Origin of the sequence: Planomonospora sp. ID82291, assembly GCF_015711645.1 — a bacterium.
Taxonomy (GTDB): Bacteria; Actinomycetota; Actinomycetes; order Streptosporangiales; family Streptosporangiaceae; genus Planomonospora.
Window position 1 is genome coordinate 132,393 of record NZ_JABTEX010000001.1, and the last position, 16,466, is coordinate 148,858.

Consider the following 16,466-nt stretch of genomic DNA (forward strand, 5'->3'; position numbering starts at 1 on the left):
CCGCCTCGTGCGGGTCTTTCCGCATTTCCAGGGCTTTCGGAGATCACCGGTCCCGGCCGGACGCCCCCTGGCCGCCGCCGTGCCGGTCGTCCATCGCCTCCCGCAGCAGCGCCACGGCCCGGTCGAGCGTCCCGGCCGGGACCGTGTACGGCAGCCGCACCCGGTCGACCGGCGTCCCATCGACCGAGAAGGCCGAACCGGCGAGGAGGCCGAGCCCGAGGGACGCGGCCCGGCGGACGAGCGCGTCGCCCGACGTCCCGGTCAGCCGGAGCCAGAGGGCCAGACCGCCCTGAGGAACCGTGAAGGTCCACGCGTCGTCGCCGTCCAGCAGCCGCACCAGGTGGTCGCGCTGCTCCCGGAGCTCGGCCCTGCGGCGCGCGAGCACCGGCTCGATCCGCGGCAGCAGCTCGCAGGCCACCAGCTGCTCCATGGGCGCGGGCGTGCACGGGCCGCACAGGGGGTCGAGCAGCAGTTCCCGGACGAGCCCGGCGGAACCGCGGATCCACCCGATCCGCAGCCCGCCCCACACGGTCTTGCTCAGCGAGCCGACGCAGACGGCTCGCCGGATGCGCGGCTCCGGCCGCGGGTCGTCGCGCAGGTCCATGTCCCGCATGGTCTCGTCCGCGATCACGGTCACCCGGTGCCGGGCCGCGAGCTCGGCGACCTCCCGGCGGGTCCCGGCGTCCATCAGGGCTCCGGTCGGGTTCTGGAAGTCGGGGACCAGCAGCGCGAGCCCGCCCGCGGCCTCGCGGAAGGCCGCCGCCAGCTGGCCGGGGTCCCAGCCCTCGGTGGTGACCCGCAACGGGGCGATCCGTACTCCGGACCTGCGCAGGACGGCGAGCGTGTCGGCGTACGCCGGGTTCTCCACCGCGGCGACCCGGCCGCGGCCGAGGCTCCCGGCCAGCAGCGCCAGCGCGGCTCGGGCCCCGGAGGTGACCAGGATCTGGTCGGGCAGCGTCGCCAGTCCCTGCCCGGTGTACCGCCGGGCGATCGCCTCCCGCAGCTCGGGCAGTCCCTGCCCCGGCTCCCCGCCCTCCAGGAAGATCCGTGCCGACCGGTCCAGCGCACGCCGCACCGCGTCGGCGTAGACCTCGCCCGGTGCGGCGGGAACCGCCCGGCGCAGGTCGAGGGGCGCCCCCGGCCGGTCCGCCGAGAGCGGCGCGAAGCGCTCCCCCACGTCCGGGGGCAACCGCATCGTGCTCGCGCTGCCGTGCCGGGTGGCCAGCCAGCCCGCCGCGCGCAGACGGGCCAGCGCCGCGGTGACGGTCCCCCGGCTGACTCCCAGCTCGGCGGCCATCCGCCGCTCGGCCGGGAGCCGGTCGCCGACCCGGATCCGCCCGTCGAGCACCGCCTCGCGCAGGGCCTCGGCCAGGGAGTCGGCCAGGGAGGACCCGGGTCGGCGCCACCCGGCCGGCAGGATGCTGGACACCGGTCCAGTCTGTCGTGATTGGACCAGGACCGGGCGCGTGCGCCTCCCCTACGGTTCTGCCATGCACCCACGACTCGGCGACGATCTCGCCCGCCTGCCCGCCCTGCTCGACGAGACGCGGGCCCGCGCCGTACGACTCCTCACGGGACTGGACGACCGCCCGGTCGCCGTGGCCGCCGCGCCTCCCGCGCCCGAGCCCTTGCCGGCGGCCGGGACCGGCGCGGCGGGGGCGATGGAGGCCTTCGCCCGGCGCTGGGAGCCGGGTTTCGCCGCCAGCGCCGGCCCCCGCTACCTGGGCTTCGTCACCGGCGGCGCCACCCCCGCCTCGCTGGCCGGCGACTGGCTCACCGGCGCGCTGGACCAGAACCCCACCTCCGGCATCGACTCCAGCGCCCCGGACCTGGAGCGGGAGACCGTGGCCTGGCTGCGCGAGTTGTTCGGCCTGCCCCCACAGCACGCCGGGGCCTTCGTCAGCGGCGCCACGATGTCCAACTTCACCGGCCTGGCCATCGCCCGGGAGTGGGTGGGCGAACGGCGCGGCGTCCGCGTGTCCGAGCAGGGGGCGGCGGCCCTCGGTCCCGTCCCCGTGCTCTCGGCGAGCCCGCACTCCAGCGTCGGCAAGGCCCTGTCCATGCTCGGGCTGGGGCGCTCCGCGCTGCGGAGGGTCGACGCGCTGCCCGGACGGGAGGCCGTCGACCCGGCCCGGCTGGAGGAGGCGCTGGAGTCCCTCGGCGGCGCGCCCGCGATCGTGGTCGCCAACGCGGGGACGGTCGACACCGTCGACTTCGACGACCTGCGGGCGATCGTCGCCCTGCGCGAGCGGTACCCCTTCTGGCTGCACGTGGACGCGGCCTTCGGCGCCTTCGCCGCGCTCTCGCCGGACCACGCCGGCCTGGTCGACGGGCTCGGCGAGGCCGACTCGGTCTGCGTGGACCTGCACAAGTGGCTGAACGTCCCCTACGACAGCGCGGTCCAGTTCACCCGCCGCCGCGACCTGCAGGCCCGGGTCTTCGCCAACTCCGCCGCCTACCTCGGGCCGCTCGGCGACGACCTGGACCGGGTGGACCTGGTCCACCTGACCCCGGAGAACTCCCGGCGGCTGCGCGCCCTGCCCGCCTGGTTCACGCTCGCCGCCTACGGCCGCGAGGGCCACGCCGAGATCGTCCGGCGCGACATCGCGCTGGCCGGACTGCTCGGCGAGCGCGTCGCCGCGCTGCCCGGTTACCGCCTGCTGGCCCCCGTCCGGCTCAACGTGGTCTGCTTCACACCGGCCCACTCCCCGGAGCGCGCCGGGGAGCTGGTGTCGGCGATCATCGAGTCCGGCGAGGCCTTCCTCACGCCCACGGTCTACGGCGGGGTGCCGGCACTGCGCGCCGCGTTCAGCAACTGGCGCACCACCGAGGCCGACGTCGAGCGCGTCGCGAAGGTCCTGGAACGGCTCGCGCCGTGACCGCCCGGCCGGCCGCCGGGCCCGGCGCCTCGTGAACGGGGGCGGCGATCGGCTCGCCGCCTCCCGCGTCGACCGCCGTCACCGGTGCACGGGGCCGCCACGACCGCCCCCGTGCGGCCGCACATCGCAGGAGGCGATCGGCAACCCGTCTCCGGCCCCGTGAAGTCCCCCGGCTCACTACTCTGTGGTACCGTTTAGTAGTACTCGGTATCACATAGTACCGAGAGGCCGAAGAGGACCCACGATGGACGACCTGACGGAGATGCTGAAGGGCACGCTCGAAGGCTGCGTGCTTGAGATCATCGGCAGTGAGGAGACCTACGGATACGCGATCACGCGCCGGTTGAACGAGCTCGGCTTCGCCGACGTCGTCGAGGGGACGGTTTACACCATCCTGCTGCGACTGGAGAAGAACGGGCTCGTCCAGGTGACGAAACGACCGTCCGGGCTGGGCCCGCCGCGCAAGTTCTACGCGCTCAACGACGCGGGGCGCGACAGACTCGCGACGTTCTGGGCGAAATGGGAGTACATCACCTCGCGGATCGACAGGCTCAAGGAGGGCGGGAGATGAGCTTCGGGGAGACCGTCACCGGCAGCGATCTCACCGGGGAGTGGAAGGCGCTCGAAGAGTCCGCCGGGGGAAGGCCCGACGCTCCATGACCGCCGCCCCTCCGGGCCGCCTGCGTGGCGGCCCGGAGGGGCGGCGGTCGGCGGGGCCGTCCGCGGTCCGTCCCGTGGGGCGGTGCGCCTGGCGCGGCCCCGCCGGTTCTCAGCTGCAGCCGCTGGTGGAGCCGCAGCCCTCGCAGACGTAGCAGCTGCCCGCGGGGCGCATCTTCGTGCCGCAGGTCATGCAGAGCGGCGCGTCGGCGGTGCGGCCCTGGTGGGACTCCAGGGAACCGCCCTCGCCGGACTCCCGCCGGGCCACGGCCGGGGTCGCGGTCACCGCCTCGGCGCGCTGCTGGGGCTGCTCGATCGGGGCCGAGGTGGCCAGCTCGGCGATGACCTGCTCGGACTGGACGGCGGCCGGGTCCTCACCGCGCTGCTGGGCGGCCCGCTCGGCGGCGGAGAAGACGCCGAGGGCGGCGCGCTCCTCGTAGGGCAGGTGGTCCAGGGCCAGCCGGCGGAAGATGTAGTCCACCACCGAGGCGGCCATGCGGATGTCGGGGTCGTCGGTCATGCCCGCCGGGTCGAACCGCATGTTGACGAACTTGCTGACGTAGGTCTCCAGCGGCACGCCGTACTGCAGGCCGATCGAGATGGCCACGGAGAAGGCGTCCATGACGCCCGCCAGGGTCGAGCCCTGCTTGGACATCTTCAGGAAGACCTCGCCGAGGCCGTCGTCGGGGTAGCACGAGGCGGTCATGTAGCCCTTGGCCCCGGCCACGGTGAAGCGGGTCGTGGTGCTGGGCCGCTGGTTGGGCAGCCGGCGGCGGGTCGGGCGGCTGATCTCCACCACCTTGACCTGCGGCTCGGCGGAGGTCTCGGCCTTGTCCACCTTGTCCGCCTTGTCCGCCTCGGTCTTCTTGCCCGAGGCGGAGAGCGGCTGGCCGACCTTGCAGTTGTCGCGGTAGACGGCCAGGGCCTTCAGGCCGAGCTTCCAGCCCTCCAGGTAGACCTGCTCGATGTCCTCGACGGTCGCGGACTCGGGCAGGTTGACGGTCTTGCTGATCGCCCCGGACAGGAACGGCTGGGTGGCGGCCATCATCCGGACGTGGCCCATCGGGGCGATGGCCCGCTCGCCCATGGCGCAGTCGAACACCTCGTAGTGCTCGGGCCGCAGCCCCGGCGCGTCGACGACGTGGCCGTGCTCGGCGATGAACTCGACGATCGCCTCGACCTGCTCGCCGGGGTAGCCGAGCTTCGCCAGCGCCCGCGGGATCGTCTGGTTGACGATCTGCATGGAGCCGCCGCCGACGAGCTTCTTGAACTTGACCAGCGCCAGGTCCGGCTCGATGCCGGTGGTGTCGCAGTCCATCATCAGGCCGATGGTGCCGGTGGGCGCCAGCAGGGAGGCCTGGGCGTTGCGGTAGCCGTTGCGCTCGCCGAGCTTGAGGCACTCGGCCCACTGCCGGGTGGCCTCGGCGTGGATGGCGCCGTCCACGGCGTCCAGCGTGCGCAGCTCGTCGTTGGCGGCGGAGTGCTTGCCCATGACGCGCTTGTGCGCGTCGGCGTTGCGGGCGTAGCCGTCGTACGGTCCCACGACCGCGGCCAGCTCGGCGCTGCGGCGGTAGGAGGCGCCGGTCATCAGGGAGGTGATGGCGGCGGCGACGGCGCGACCGCCGTCGGAGTCGTAGGCGTGGCCGGTGGCCATGAGCAGCGCGCCCAGGTTGGCGTAGCCGATGCCGAGCTGGCGGTAGGCGCGGGTGGTCTCGCCGATCTTCTCGGTCGGGAAGTCGGCGAAGCAGATGGAGACGTCCATCGCGGTGATGATCAGCTCGGTGATCTTCACGAAGTTCTGGATGTCGAAGGAGCCGTCGTCGGCGAGGAACTTCAGCAGGTTGATGCTGGCCAGGTTGCAGGAGGAGTTGTCCAGGTGGACGTACTCCGAGCACGGGTTCGAGGCGGTGATGCGGCCCGTCTCCGGGCAGGTGTGCCAGTCGTTGATCGTGTCGTCGTACTGCACGCCGGGGTCGGCGCACTCCCAGGCGGCGGTCGCCATCTTGCGGAACAGGTCGCGGGCGTCGACCTGCTCGATGACCTCCCCGGTGAGGCGGGCGCGCAGGCCGAACCGCTCGCCCTTCTCCACCGCGCGCATGAACTCGTCGGAGACGCGCACGGAGTTGTTGGCGTTCTGGTACTGGACGGAGACGATGTCCTTGCCGCCCAGGTCCATGTCGTACCCGGCGTCGCGCAGCGCGCGGATCTTGTCCTCCTCGCGCGCCTTGGTCTCGATGAACTCCTCGATGTCGGGGTGGTCGACGTCGAGGACGACCATCTTGGCCGCCCGGCGGGTCGCACCGCCCGACTTGATGGTGCCGGCGGAGGCGTCCGCGCCGCGCATGAAGGAGACCGGGCCGCTGGCGGTGCCGCCGCTGGAGAGCAGCTCCTTGGAGGAACGGATCCGGGAGAGGTTCACGCCGGAGCCCGAACCGCCCTTGAAGATCACGCCCTCTTCCTTGTACCAGTCGAGGATGGACTCCATCTGGTCGTCCACGGCCAGGATGAAGCAGGCGCTGACCTGCTGCGGCGAGGCCGTGCCGACGTTGAACCAGACCGGCGAGTTGAAGCTGAAGACCTGGTTGACCAGGGCGTGCTTGAGCTCGTGGTCGAAGATCTCGGCGTCCTCGTCGGTGGCGAAGTAGCCCTCCTCGACGCCGGTCCGGGTGTAGACGCCCACCACGCGGTCGACGAGCTGCTTGAGGCTCCACTCGCGCTGCGGGGTGCCGACGGCGCCCCGGAAGTACTTGGTGGTGACGATGTTGGCCGCGTTGACCGACCAGGAGGCGGGGAACTCCACGCCGCGCTGCTCGAAGTTGACCGAGCCGTCGCGCCAGTTGGTCATGACGACGTCACGGCGCTCCCAGGCCACCTCGTCGTACGGGTGCACGCCGGGGGTGGTGAAGATGCGCTTCATCTTCAGCCCCTTGCGCGGGCGCCTGCCCCCGCGCGCCGCCGTACCGCTGACCGTCTCCGTCATGACTTCCCCCTTCCGGACTCCGAACGGAGCCCGCGAGTCGGACCAATCAACGCGCCGCCTCATGTCCCCCGGCGCCCGGGGATCGACTTCCTCAGTCCTGCGGGGCGGAACGGTCCGCCCGCAGTTGCTCGATCTCGGCCTCGAAGTCGGCCAGCGTCTCGAACCCCCGGTAGACGGAGGCGAAGCGGAGGTAGGCGACCTCGTCCAGCTCGCGGAGCGGACCCAGGATCGCCAGCCCGACCTCGTGGGCGGGGATCTCGGCGGCTCCGGTCGCCCGGATGCTCTCCTCGACCCGCTGGCCCAGCTGCGCCAGGGAGTCCTCGCTGACGGGCCGTCCCTGGCACGCCCGCCGGACCCCGGCGATCACCTTGTCCCGGAAGAACGGCTCCGTCACCCCGCTGCGCTTGCTCACCATCAGCAGGACCGTCTCCTGCGTGGTGAACCTGCGCCCGCACTGCGGGCACGTGCGCCTGCGGCGGATGGCCCCGCCGTCCTCCGTGGACCGGCTGTCGATGACCCGCGTGTCAGGATGACGACAGAACGGACAGTGCACGTGCGTCGCCTCCCTGACCGGTTCACCTGCCCCACGCGCCGCCGTGCCATGCCATGCGGAAATGCCCGCACTCCTTCACCAGCGGAGGTGAAGTGCGGTAACAGAAACACAACTTATGGTGAAACGGGGCGGGTGGTGCCACTAGATGTTGTGGTGCAACCGTAGAAGTGCGCGCCGATGAACGCAAGTTGATCGGCGGGTCCCGAGTGAAGGCGCTGATCAGGGGGGCCACTCGGGCGTGTCGCCGGCCTCCCGCCCCACGCCCCTCCCGCGCCTCGCCCTAGGCGGGCAGCAGGCGTGCGATCACCCAGAGGACGACGAGACCGGCCGCGAGCAGCACGATCACCGCCGCACCCCTGCCCCGGCGGGTGAGCCGGAGGGGCGGAGCGGCGGGGCGGCGGCCCCCTCTCCGCGCCCCGGCCCCCCGCCCGGTCGCCGGCCTCCGGCGCGCCCGCCCGCCCGCTCCCGGATGCGGCCGCCTCCCGCCCGACCCGCCCGGCCGGCCTTCGCCCGCGCCTCCGGAGCGCCCCTCCCCCGTCGCCCGCGACCGGCCCCCGCCCGGCCCCGGGCGGCCGCCGTCCGCCGCCCGGAGGTGCGCCCTTCCGCCCTCGATCAGCCGCAGGTGCGGCCGGGACCGCCCGGACGCCCGCCCCCGTCGGGATCGCCCTGTCCGCGTGGTCGCCTCCATGGCCCTCCCATCGCCCCGGCCTGGCCGAACACAGGTCGAAGAAAGATCGGTGAATCGAACACGGTGTCGATCGAACTCCCGTACGATGTTGTACACCACGCCGTCGCCGATTTCGAGGAAGACTCGAACAATTGTTTGAAGATGATCTTCGACGGCGGTACGGTCGCTGTGTGCGACATGAGGAATACAGACCGGGAGGCGAGGAGATCGCATGAGCGAGCACAAAGAGAACGGTGCGGCCGTCAGTGACCTGGCGGTGCGCAGGCGTGACTCCCTCGGCCTCACCCCCAGGCAGCGCAAGATCCTCGAGGTGATCCGCGATTCGGTGCAGCAGCGGGGCTACCCCCCGTCGATGCGCGAGATCGGCGAGGCGGTGCAGCTCACCAGCACCTCCAGTGTCTCCCACCAGTTGACGGCGTTGCAGCGCAAGGGCTATCTGCGGCGTGACCCGCATCGTCCCCGTGCGCTGGAGGTCCGCCTGCCCGGCGAGCCCGTGCTCTGGGTGGATCCCGACGCGAGCACCGACGAGGCGCCCGTCAGCCGCCCGACGGCCTCCTACGTGCCCCTGGTCGGCCGGATCGCCGCCGGTGGCCCCATCCTCGCCGAGGAGAGCATCGAAGACGTCTTCGCCCTGCCCAAGCAACTCGTCGGCGAGGGCACGCTCTTCCTGCTCCAGGTGACCGGTGACTCGATGATCGAGGCGGCCATCGCCGACGGCGACTGGGTGGTCGTGCGCCAGCAGCCGGTCGCCGACAGCGGCGACATCGTCGCGGCGATGATCGACGGCGAGGCCACGGTCAAGACCTTCAAGCGCAGGGACGGTCACATCTGGCTGGTCCCGCACAACTCCAACTACGACCCGATCCCGGGTGACGAGGCGACCGTCCTCGGCAAGGTCGTGGCGGTCCTCCGCAAGCTCTGAGTCGCAGCCCCCGCGACCGGCGCCGGCCGCGGGGTCGGACCGGCCTGAGCCTCCGGCCGCCCCCGGTTCGCACGCGCTCCGCGGGCGGCAGCACGGCCCGGGCCTCCGGACCCGTCCGGTTCGCACCCGTCCCGGACCGCGGCCTCCGCATGCTCGCCGCCCCCGCCTAGGCTGGGGCGGTGAGCGACACATCCGATCTGAACGATCTGACGCTGGAGAGCCTGACCGCCCGGGACGGGGCGAAGTGGTCCCTCGCCGACCCCGGGGTGATCCCCGCGTGGATCGCGGACATGGACTTCCCGGTCGCCTCCGCCGTACGGGAGGCCCTGGCCCGCCGGGTCCGCGGCGACCTCGGATACCCCGCCTGGCTCGACCGGCTCGGGGACGGTCCGCTGGCGGAGGCCTTCGCCGCGCGGATGGAGCGGCGGCACGGCTGGCGCGCCGACCCGGCCCACGTGCGCTCCTTCACCGACATCAACCAGGCCCTCCAGGTCGTCCTGCACGTCGCCACCCGGCCCGGCGACCAGGTGGCGCTGCACGTCCCCACCTATCCGCCCTTCCTGGAGACGCTCGCCGACATGGACCGGCCGCCGCTTCCGATCCCGATGGAGCCCGCGGACGGATCCTGGAGCTTCGACGCCGACGCCCTGGCCGCCCGGCTCGCCGAGGGCCGCTGCCGGGTGCTGCTGCTGGTCAACCCGCAGAACCCGACCGGGCGCTCGTTCACCCGCGAGGAGCTGACAACCCTCGCCGAGCTCGCCGAACGCCACGACCTGCTGGTCGTCTCCGACGAGATCCACGCCGACCTGACCCACGCCCCGTCCGTGCACGTCCCCTTCGCCACGCTGCTGCCGGAGCGGACCGTCACGCTGACCTCCGCCACCAAGGCCTTCAATCTGGGCGGCATCCGCTGCTCGGTGGCGCACTTCGGCCCGCCCGCGCTGCGTGCCGCCATGACCGCCCAGCCCAGGCACCTGTACGGCGCGGCCCACGTGTTCGGGGTCGACGCGACCGTCGCGGCCTGGACGCACGGGGACGGCTGGCTGGAGGAGGTCAGGACGGCGCTCGACCGCAACCGGATCCTGGTCGCCGGAGCGCTCCCCGCAGGCGTGCGCTACCGGGTCCCCGAAGCCACCTACCTGGCCTGGCTGGACTTCACGGACCTGGCTCTGGGCGAGGACCCCGCCGGGTTCCTGAAGCGCGAGGCGCGGGTGATGCTCAGCCCGGGACCGCCGTTCGGCCCCGGCGGAGAGGGCTTCGCCCGGCTGAACTTCGCCACCTCGGGCCCGATCCTCTCGGAGATCCTGGACCGGATCGCCCAGGCCGTGAAATCCCGGTCGTGACGCGCCGGTCGTGACGCCCCGGTCATGACGGACCGGGCCCGCACCGGGGCCTCGACGGCGCGCGTCGCGGCGGCGCGGAGCACCGTGGGGGCGGGCTCCCTCGGGAACCCGCCCCCTTCCCGTCGCCTCAGGGGACGATGTTGACCAGCTTCGGCGCGCGGACGATGACCTTGCGCGGAGTACCGGACAGGAAGCCCTGGACCTTGTCCGAGGCCAGTGCCAGGGCCCGCAGGTCGTCCTCGGAGATCTCCGGGGAGACCTCCAGCCGGTCGCGGACCTTCCCGGCGACCTGCACGACGCAGGTGACGGACTCCTCGACCAGCAGGGCGGCCTCGGCGACCGGCCAGCCCGCCCGGGCGACCGAGGCCGGGTGGCCCAGGCGCTCCCAGCCCTCCTCGGCCGTGTACGGCGCGACCAGCGACAGCATGACGGCCAGCGCCTCGGCGGCCTCCCGGACCGCCGGGTCGGCGGCGCCGGGACCGGAGTCGATGGCCTTGCGGGCCGCGCTCGTCAGCTCCATCATGCGGGCCACCGCCACGTTGAAGCGGTGGGTCTCGACCAGCTTGGTGACCTCGTCGACGGTCCGGTGCACGACCCTGCGCAGTCCCAGGTCACCGGTGGCGAAGTCGACGCCCGGGGCGGAGGCCTCGCCGGCGTCGGTCATCACCCGGAAGGCGCGGGCCAGGAACTTCTGCGACGCGGCGGGCGAGACGTCGGCCCAGTCGATGTCGTCCTCGGGCGGACCGGCGAAGATCATGGTCAGCCGGACGGCGTCCACGCCGAAGGCGTCGATCTGCCGGCCCAGGTCCACGCCGTTGCCCAGCGACTTGGACATCGCCTTGCCCTGGTTGATCACCTGGCCCTGGTTGAGCAGGCGGGTGAAGGGCTCGGTGAAGTCGACCATGCCCATGTCGTGCAGGACCTTGGTGAAGAACCGGGAGTACAGCAGGTGCAGGATCGCGTGCTCCACTCCGCCGACGTACTGGTCGATCGGGCCCCACTGGCGGACCTTCTCCACGTCGAACGGGCCGCCGGTGTAGTCCGGGTCCACGTAGCGCAGGTAGTACCACGAGGAGTCGACGAAGGTGTCCATCGTGTCGGTGTCCCGCCGGGCGGCGCCGCCGCACTTCGGACAGGCCGTCTCGACCCAGTCGGCGGCCGAGGCCAGCGGGGAGGCCCCCTTGGGCGCCAGGGCCTCGCCGCGCAGGTCGGGCAGGGTGACCGGGAGCTGCTCGTCCGGGACGGGCACCTCGCCGCAGTCGGCGCAGTGGACGATCGGGATCGGGCAGCCCCAGAAGCGCTGGCGCGACAGCAGCCAGTCGCGCAGCCGGAAGTTGACCGTGGCCCTGCCCGTGCCCCGCTCGCTCAGGATCTCGATGATCCTGCGGATCGCGGAGGTCTTGTCCAGGCCGTCCAGGGGGCCGGAGTTGACCATCTCCCCGTCACCGGAGGTCGCCACGCCCGTCTCGCCCGGGTCGGCCATGCCCGTGTGGACCACGACCCGGACCGGCAGGTCGAAGGCGCGGGCGAAGTCCAGGTCGCGCTGGTCGTGCGCGGGCACGGCCATGATGGCGCCGTGGCCGTAGTCGGACAGCACGTAGTCGGCCGCCCAGACCGGCATGCGCTCGCCGTTGACCGGGTTGATCGCGTAGCGGCCCAGGAAGACGCCCGTCTTCTCCTTGTCGGTGGAGAGCCGGTCGATGTCGCTCAGCTTGGCCACCTCGGCCCGGTAGGCCTCGAAGGCCGCCCGCTGCCCGTCGGAGACGATCTCCTCGGCCAGCGGGGCGTCCGGGGCGACCACGAAGAAGGTCGCGCCGTACAGGGTGTCGGGGCGGGTGGTGTAGACCGTGACCGGCTCGTCGCGGCCCTCGATCGCGAACTCGACGTCGGCGCCCTCGGAGCGGCCGATCCAGTTGCGCTGCATGCTCAGCACGCGCTCGGGCCAGCCGCCCTCCAGCTGCGTCATGTCCTCCAGCAGCCGGTCGGCGTATTCGGTGATCTTGAAGTACCACTGGGTCAGCTCGCGGCGGACCACCTCGGCGCCGCAGCGCTCGCACCGGCCGCCGACGACCTGCTCGTTGGCCAGCACGGTCTGGTCGTTCGGGCACCAGTTGACCAGGCCGCCCTTGCGGTAGGCCAGGCCGCGCTCGAAGAAGCGCAGGAACAGCCACTGGGTCCACCGGTAGTAGGCGGCGTCGCTGGTGTGCAGGCGGGTCGACCAGTCGAAGGAGACCCCGTAGCGCTTGAAGGAGGCGGCCTGGGTCTCGATGTTGGCGTAGGTCCACTCGGCGGGGTGGGCGTTGCGCTTGATCGCGGCGTTCTCCGCGGGCAGGCCGAAGGAGTCCCAGCCGACGGGGTGCAGGACGTTGTAGCCCTTCTGCACCCAGTAGCGCGCGACGACGTCGCCGATGCCGAACGCCTCGGCGTGACCCATGTGCAGGTCGCCGGAGGGGTAGGAGAACATGTCGAGCACGTAGCGCTTCTCGCGGGTGTCCGCGGGGTCGTCGGAGGCCCGGAAGGGGTCCAGCTCCTCCCACCGCTGTCCCCACTTGACCTGCAGTGCCTGCGGGTCGTAGTGCTGCTCTTCGCGTCGCATGTCGGCTCGCTCGCTCACGTTTCTTCCCTCGGTGTACGTCTGCGCAGATGATCTGGACCCATCCGGCCCCAATAGAAAAACCCTCCGCTCACGCGAAGGGCAGCCGCATCGGTGAGGCGTGGAGCGCACCCCGTCGATCCTGCGCCTGTCGCGGCGGGCCGTACGGCCTCGCGCGGCGGGATCCGCGGGGCGCCCCCTAACGCCGGGAGAGCCGATGCGGCCTGGTAAGCAGCAGGGCCGCGGCACGCATAGTGCAAGCCTATCGCAGTTCGCAATCCTCCTTCGTGACCGGGAAGAACGCACCCGATCACGGCAAAACCGAGACACCGGAACCGCCAGGTCAGCACAATGGGGACGACCACGCATCCGGGATGATCGAGACGCGATGGGGATGGATCCGTTGTGACCTCGCCTGTCCCGGACGTTTACCCTTTTCACCGTGGCGCACTCAGCAGAGCCGGGGCAGGGCCCGGATCCCATGGAGGCGGGCCTGCCCCTGCAGGACCCTCCGACCGATCCCACCGGCCTTCAGTTCAGGGAAGCGTTCCTCCGTTTCCCTGCGAATCACCCCGCCTCACATGAGAGCATGCCCAATACCCATAATTCGGGCACCCATGCGGGAGGTAAGGAATCCATGGCCTCGGATCATTCCAGCCGGCCCCAGCAGCCTCCGGCATGGCAGGAAGCACCCGAGACCCCGCCGGCGCGGACGGGCGACCCGCTCGGCACCGCTCCCCGCCTCCCTCAGGACGGGCCGCCCGGGGGCGATGCCACCCGGCCGGCCTCGGTCCCCGGCAACCGCTCGTGGCAGCAGATGTTCGGTGCGGACGCCTCCGGCGCCCAGGGCGGTGGCGGCGCCCGGCGACCCGCGCCGTCCCACGAGAACACCGCCGCGCGCCCGTCCGCCCCGCCCCCCGCGGAGAACGGCGGGTGGGACGCCCCCTCCTCCGGGACGCCGGCCTCCGCCTTCGCACCGGCCTGGGTCGATTCCCGGCCTGGCTGGACGCCTCCGCCCGGCACGGACTCGCGGCCCGACTGGACGCCTGCGCCCACCGGTGACTCCCGGCCCGGGTGGAACCCCCCCGCCGCGGACTCCTCGCCTGATCTGACGCCGCCCCACGGCACGGACTCGCGCCCGGGCTGGAATCCCCCCGCCGCGGACTCCCGGCCCGGGTGGAACCCCCCCGCCGCGGACCCCCGGCCCGACTGGACGCCTCCGCCCGGCACGGGTCCCGGCCCCTCCGCCTCCGCGGACCCCTTCGCCAAACCCGACCCGTTCGCCTCCGCGGACCCCTTCGCCAAACCCGACCCGTTCGCCTCCGCGGACCCCTTCGCCCGGACCGCCGCCTTCGGCGCGCCGGCCGGTGGCTCCGCTCCCGTGGGCGACCCGGCCCGGACCGGACCGGGCGGGCACCCGGGCCCGGGACGGCCCGGCGACCCGGGGCAGGTCACGCAGCCCGGACGGCTCCCGCACCCGGGAGGACCAGGGCCGCAGCCGGGCCACCCGGGGCAGGGACCCGCGCAGGACCGGGCGGGCGGCCACCTGAGCCGGGACCCCTCCGATCCGAACCGGCCGTTCGTCACCGCCGGCCAGATCAGCGGGCCGAAGACCCCGCCTCCGGAGCGTCAGCAGGAGCTGTGGAACACCGTCTTCGGCGACAACTACCAGGCCATGGGCGAGGAGGAGGACCTCGCCGGGCAGGGCAGGCCCGTGTGGGTCTTCGCGCTCGCCGGGTCCGCGGCGATCGCGCTGGTCGGCGCGGCGCTCTGGGCGTTCCTGGCCGGCCCGCTGGCCGCCACCGACGACGGCAGCGCGGCCGCCGCGACCCGGCCCTCCGCCACCCCCAAGCCGAGCACGGCGCCGAAGAAGGTCCCCCGCCTGCCGAGGTTCCAGGGCGAGCCGTCACCCGTGGCCGGCACCCTCACCGACACCAGGGCCGCGCTGACCCTCCCCCGGCTCGGCGCGCCGTGGCGGCTGGACAGCCGCCCGACCGTGCCCACGACGTACGGTTTCAGCACCCGGCAGTACGTCCCGGCCGGGCAGGACTCCGCGGGCAGGCCCCAGTCCGCGCAGGTGATGTCGGGCCCGCTCTCGCCCCGGTTGAAGAGCCGCTACACCTCGCCGGAGAACCTCGCCCCGGTGATCAACGCGGTCACCCTCGCCGCGCGCAAGAAGTTCTTCCCCGAGGGCAACAGCGCCCGCAAGACCGCCCAGCAGACCCTGTCGGTCGGCGGTCTGCCCGCCCAGCTGGCCGCCTACGAGATCACCTCGGACGGGTCCGTGACCACCGTGGTCGTGGCGGCCGTGAGCACCGGGGCCGACCTGCCCTCGATCGTCTACATGTCGGTGCCGGACACCAAGAAGGAGCTGCTGCCCGACGTCAACACCGTCTTCAAGGCGGTCAGGACGACCGCGGGCTAGCCCCTCCGTCCGGTCGGGACGACCGCGGACCAGCCGTTCCGCCCGGCCAGGACGCGGCGGGCGGCCGTTCGGCGCGGCGCGACCGGGTCAGAAGTCGCACGGCATGTGCTTGATGCCGTTGATGAAGCTGGAGTGGAGCCGCTGGGGGCTGCCGCCCTCGATGTGCGGGACCCGGCGGAGGAGTTCGCGGAACATCGCCGTGATCTCCCGGCGGGCGAGGTGGGCGCCCAGGCAGAAGTGCGGCCCCGGCCCGCCGAAGCCCACGTGCGGCCCCTCGGTCCGCAGGATGTCGAACCGGAGCGGATCGGTGAAGACCGCCTCGTCCCGGTTGGCCGACCAGTAGTAGAGGACGACCTTCTCCCCCTTGCGGTAGAGGGTGCCGTTCATCTCGTGGTCGCGGGTGACCTTGCGGCGCATGAAGTTCACCGGGGAGGCCAGCCGGACGATCTCCTCCACCGCGCCGGGGGCGTGGCCGTCGATGTCGGTCAGCCAGAGTGCGCGCTGGTCGGGATTGCGGGTGAGCAGGCGCAGGCCGTAGGAGATGGCGTTGCGGGTGGTCTCGTTGCCCGCGACCACCAGCAGGATGAAGAACGAGCCCAGCTCCTGGCCGGTGAGCCGCTCCCCGTCGATGTTCGCGTTGACCAGGGCGGAGGTGAGGTCTCCCGTGGGATGCGCGGTCCGGTGCGCGGCGAGGTCCTGCACCAGCCGGTCGAGCTCCATGCCCGCGGTGAGCAGGTGCTCGGCGACGGTGGCCGGGTCGCCTCCGCCGTACTCGGGGTCGAACCCGCCGAGGATCCGGTTGGAGCGGTCGAAGACGAAGCCGTGGTCCCGCTCCGGGATGCCCATCATGTCGCAGATGATCTTCAGGGGCAGCCGGGCGGCCACCTCGGTGACGAAGTCGCAGCCCGGCCCCCTGTCCAGCAGGTCGTCGACGATCTTCGTGGCCGCCGCCTCGACGTCGGCCTCGAACTTTTTGATCATCTTCGGGGTGAAGGCCCGGGACACGATGCGCCGCAGCCGCGCGTGCCGGGGGTCGTCCATGTTGATCATCGAACCGAAGTACTCGGCGAACTCCGGCGGCATGTCCGGGATGTTGGTGGCGCCGCCGTCCCCCGAGCAGAACACCTCGGGGGTACGGCTCGCCTCCAGGATGTCGGCGTGCCTGGCCAGCGCGTGGTAGCCGGGGCCCCGGGGCGCGAAGGAGACCTCCGGCTCGGCGTAGAAGGCGGGGTGCGGCAGGGCGCGCAGCAGCTCGAAGGCCCGCTCCCGCTCGCTCATCGGCCTGGCCCAGAAGGCGTAGTCGGACAGGTCGACGTCGGCGGCCGAGGTGATCGGCCCGTGCTCGCCCGGCATCGCGCTCATACCGCCCATCATCGGCAGGCGTGCTCGCTCAGGTCAATGGAGCCCGGCCGGGACGTCCCCGCCC

At 72.7% G+C, this 16,466-nt stretch carries 10 protein-coding genes; 5 read left to right on the top strand and 5 right to left on the bottom strand.

The window, feature by feature from the left end; translation table 11 throughout:
- Positions 1-43: 43 nt before the first annotated feature.
- Positions 44-1,429 carry a PLP-dependent aminotransferase family protein gene (locus HS045_RS00605; RefSeq protein ID WP_196449227.1) on the bottom strand — a complete coding sequence of 462 codons (1,386 nt, stop codon included), beginning with the start codon at positions 1,427-1,429 and terminating at the stop codon, positions 44-46.
- A 61-nt stretch (positions 1,430-1,490) separates the two neighbouring features.
- On the opposite strand from HS045_RS00605, the gene HS045_RS00610 reads away from it, so the two are divergent.
- On the top strand, positions 1,491-2,879 hold the full coding sequence (locus HS045_RS00610) for a pyridoxal-dependent decarboxylase (RefSeq protein WP_196449228.1): 1,389 nt from the start codon (positions 1,491-1,493) through the stop codon (positions 2,877-2,879).
- 244 nt (positions 2,880-3,123) lie between these two features.
- Positions 3,124-3,450, top strand: coding sequence for a PadR family transcriptional regulator (locus HS045_RS00615; protein WP_196449229.1), 327 nt, complete (start codon positions 3,124-3,126; stop codon positions 3,448-3,450).
- A 198-nt stretch (positions 3,451-3,648) separates the two neighbouring features.
- On the opposite strand, the gene HS045_RS00620 is transcribed toward HS045_RS00615, so the two are convergent.
- Both HS045_RS00620 and nrdR read right to left on the bottom strand, forming a co-directional pair.
- On the bottom strand, positions 3,649-6,516 hold the full coding sequence (locus HS045_RS00620) for a vitamin B12-dependent ribonucleotide reductase (RefSeq protein ID WP_196449230.1): 2,868 nt from the start codon (positions 6,514-6,516) through the stop codon (positions 3,649-3,651).
- Positions 6,517-6,607: 91 nt separating this feature from the next.
- On the bottom strand, positions 6,608-7,069 hold the full coding sequence (gene nrdR, locus HS045_RS00625; RefSeq protein WP_196449231.1) for a transcriptional regulator NrdR: 462 nt from the start codon (positions 7,067-7,069) through the stop codon (positions 6,608-6,610).
- Between the two features lie 899 nt (positions 7,070-7,968).
- Between nrdR and lexA the strand changes: the two genes are divergently transcribed.
- Both lexA and HS045_RS00635 read left to right on the top strand, forming a co-directional pair.
- On the top strand, positions 7,969-8,679 hold the full coding sequence (gene lexA / locus HS045_RS00630; protein WP_230883374.1) for a transcriptional repressor LexA: 711 nt from the start codon (positions 7,969-7,971) through the stop codon (positions 8,677-8,679).
- Positions 8,680-8,858: 179 nt separating this feature from the next.
- Entirely contained in the window at positions 8,859-10,022 is a 1,164-nt protein-coding gene (locus tag HS045_RS00635; RefSeq protein ID WP_307827333.1) for an aminotransferase class I/II-fold pyridoxal phosphate-dependent enzyme, read from the top strand.
- A gap of 127 nt (positions 10,023-10,149) precedes the next feature.
- On the opposite strand, the gene leuS is transcribed toward HS045_RS00635, so the two are convergent.
- A complete protein-coding gene (gene leuS, locus HS045_RS00640) occupies positions 10,150-12,618 on the bottom strand; it encodes a leucine--tRNA ligase (protein ID WP_196450974.1) in 2,469 nt (822 codons plus the stop codon).
- Between the two features lie 634 nt (positions 12,619-13,252).
- On the opposite strand from leuS, the gene HS045_RS00645 reads away from it, so the two are divergent.
- Positions 13,253-15,040 carry a hypothetical protein gene (locus tag HS045_RS00645; RefSeq protein WP_196449232.1) on the top strand — a complete coding sequence of 596 codons (1,788 nt, stop codon included), beginning with the start codon at positions 13,253-13,255 and terminating at the stop codon, positions 15,038-15,040.
- A gap of 87 nt (positions 15,041-15,127) precedes the next feature.
- On the opposite strand, the gene HS045_RS00650 is transcribed toward HS045_RS00645, so the two are convergent.
- Entirely contained in the window at positions 15,128-16,402 is a 1,275-nt protein-coding gene (locus HS045_RS00650) for a cytochrome P450 (protein ID WP_230883375.1), read from the bottom strand.
- Positions 16,403-16,466: the final 64 nt, after the last annotated feature.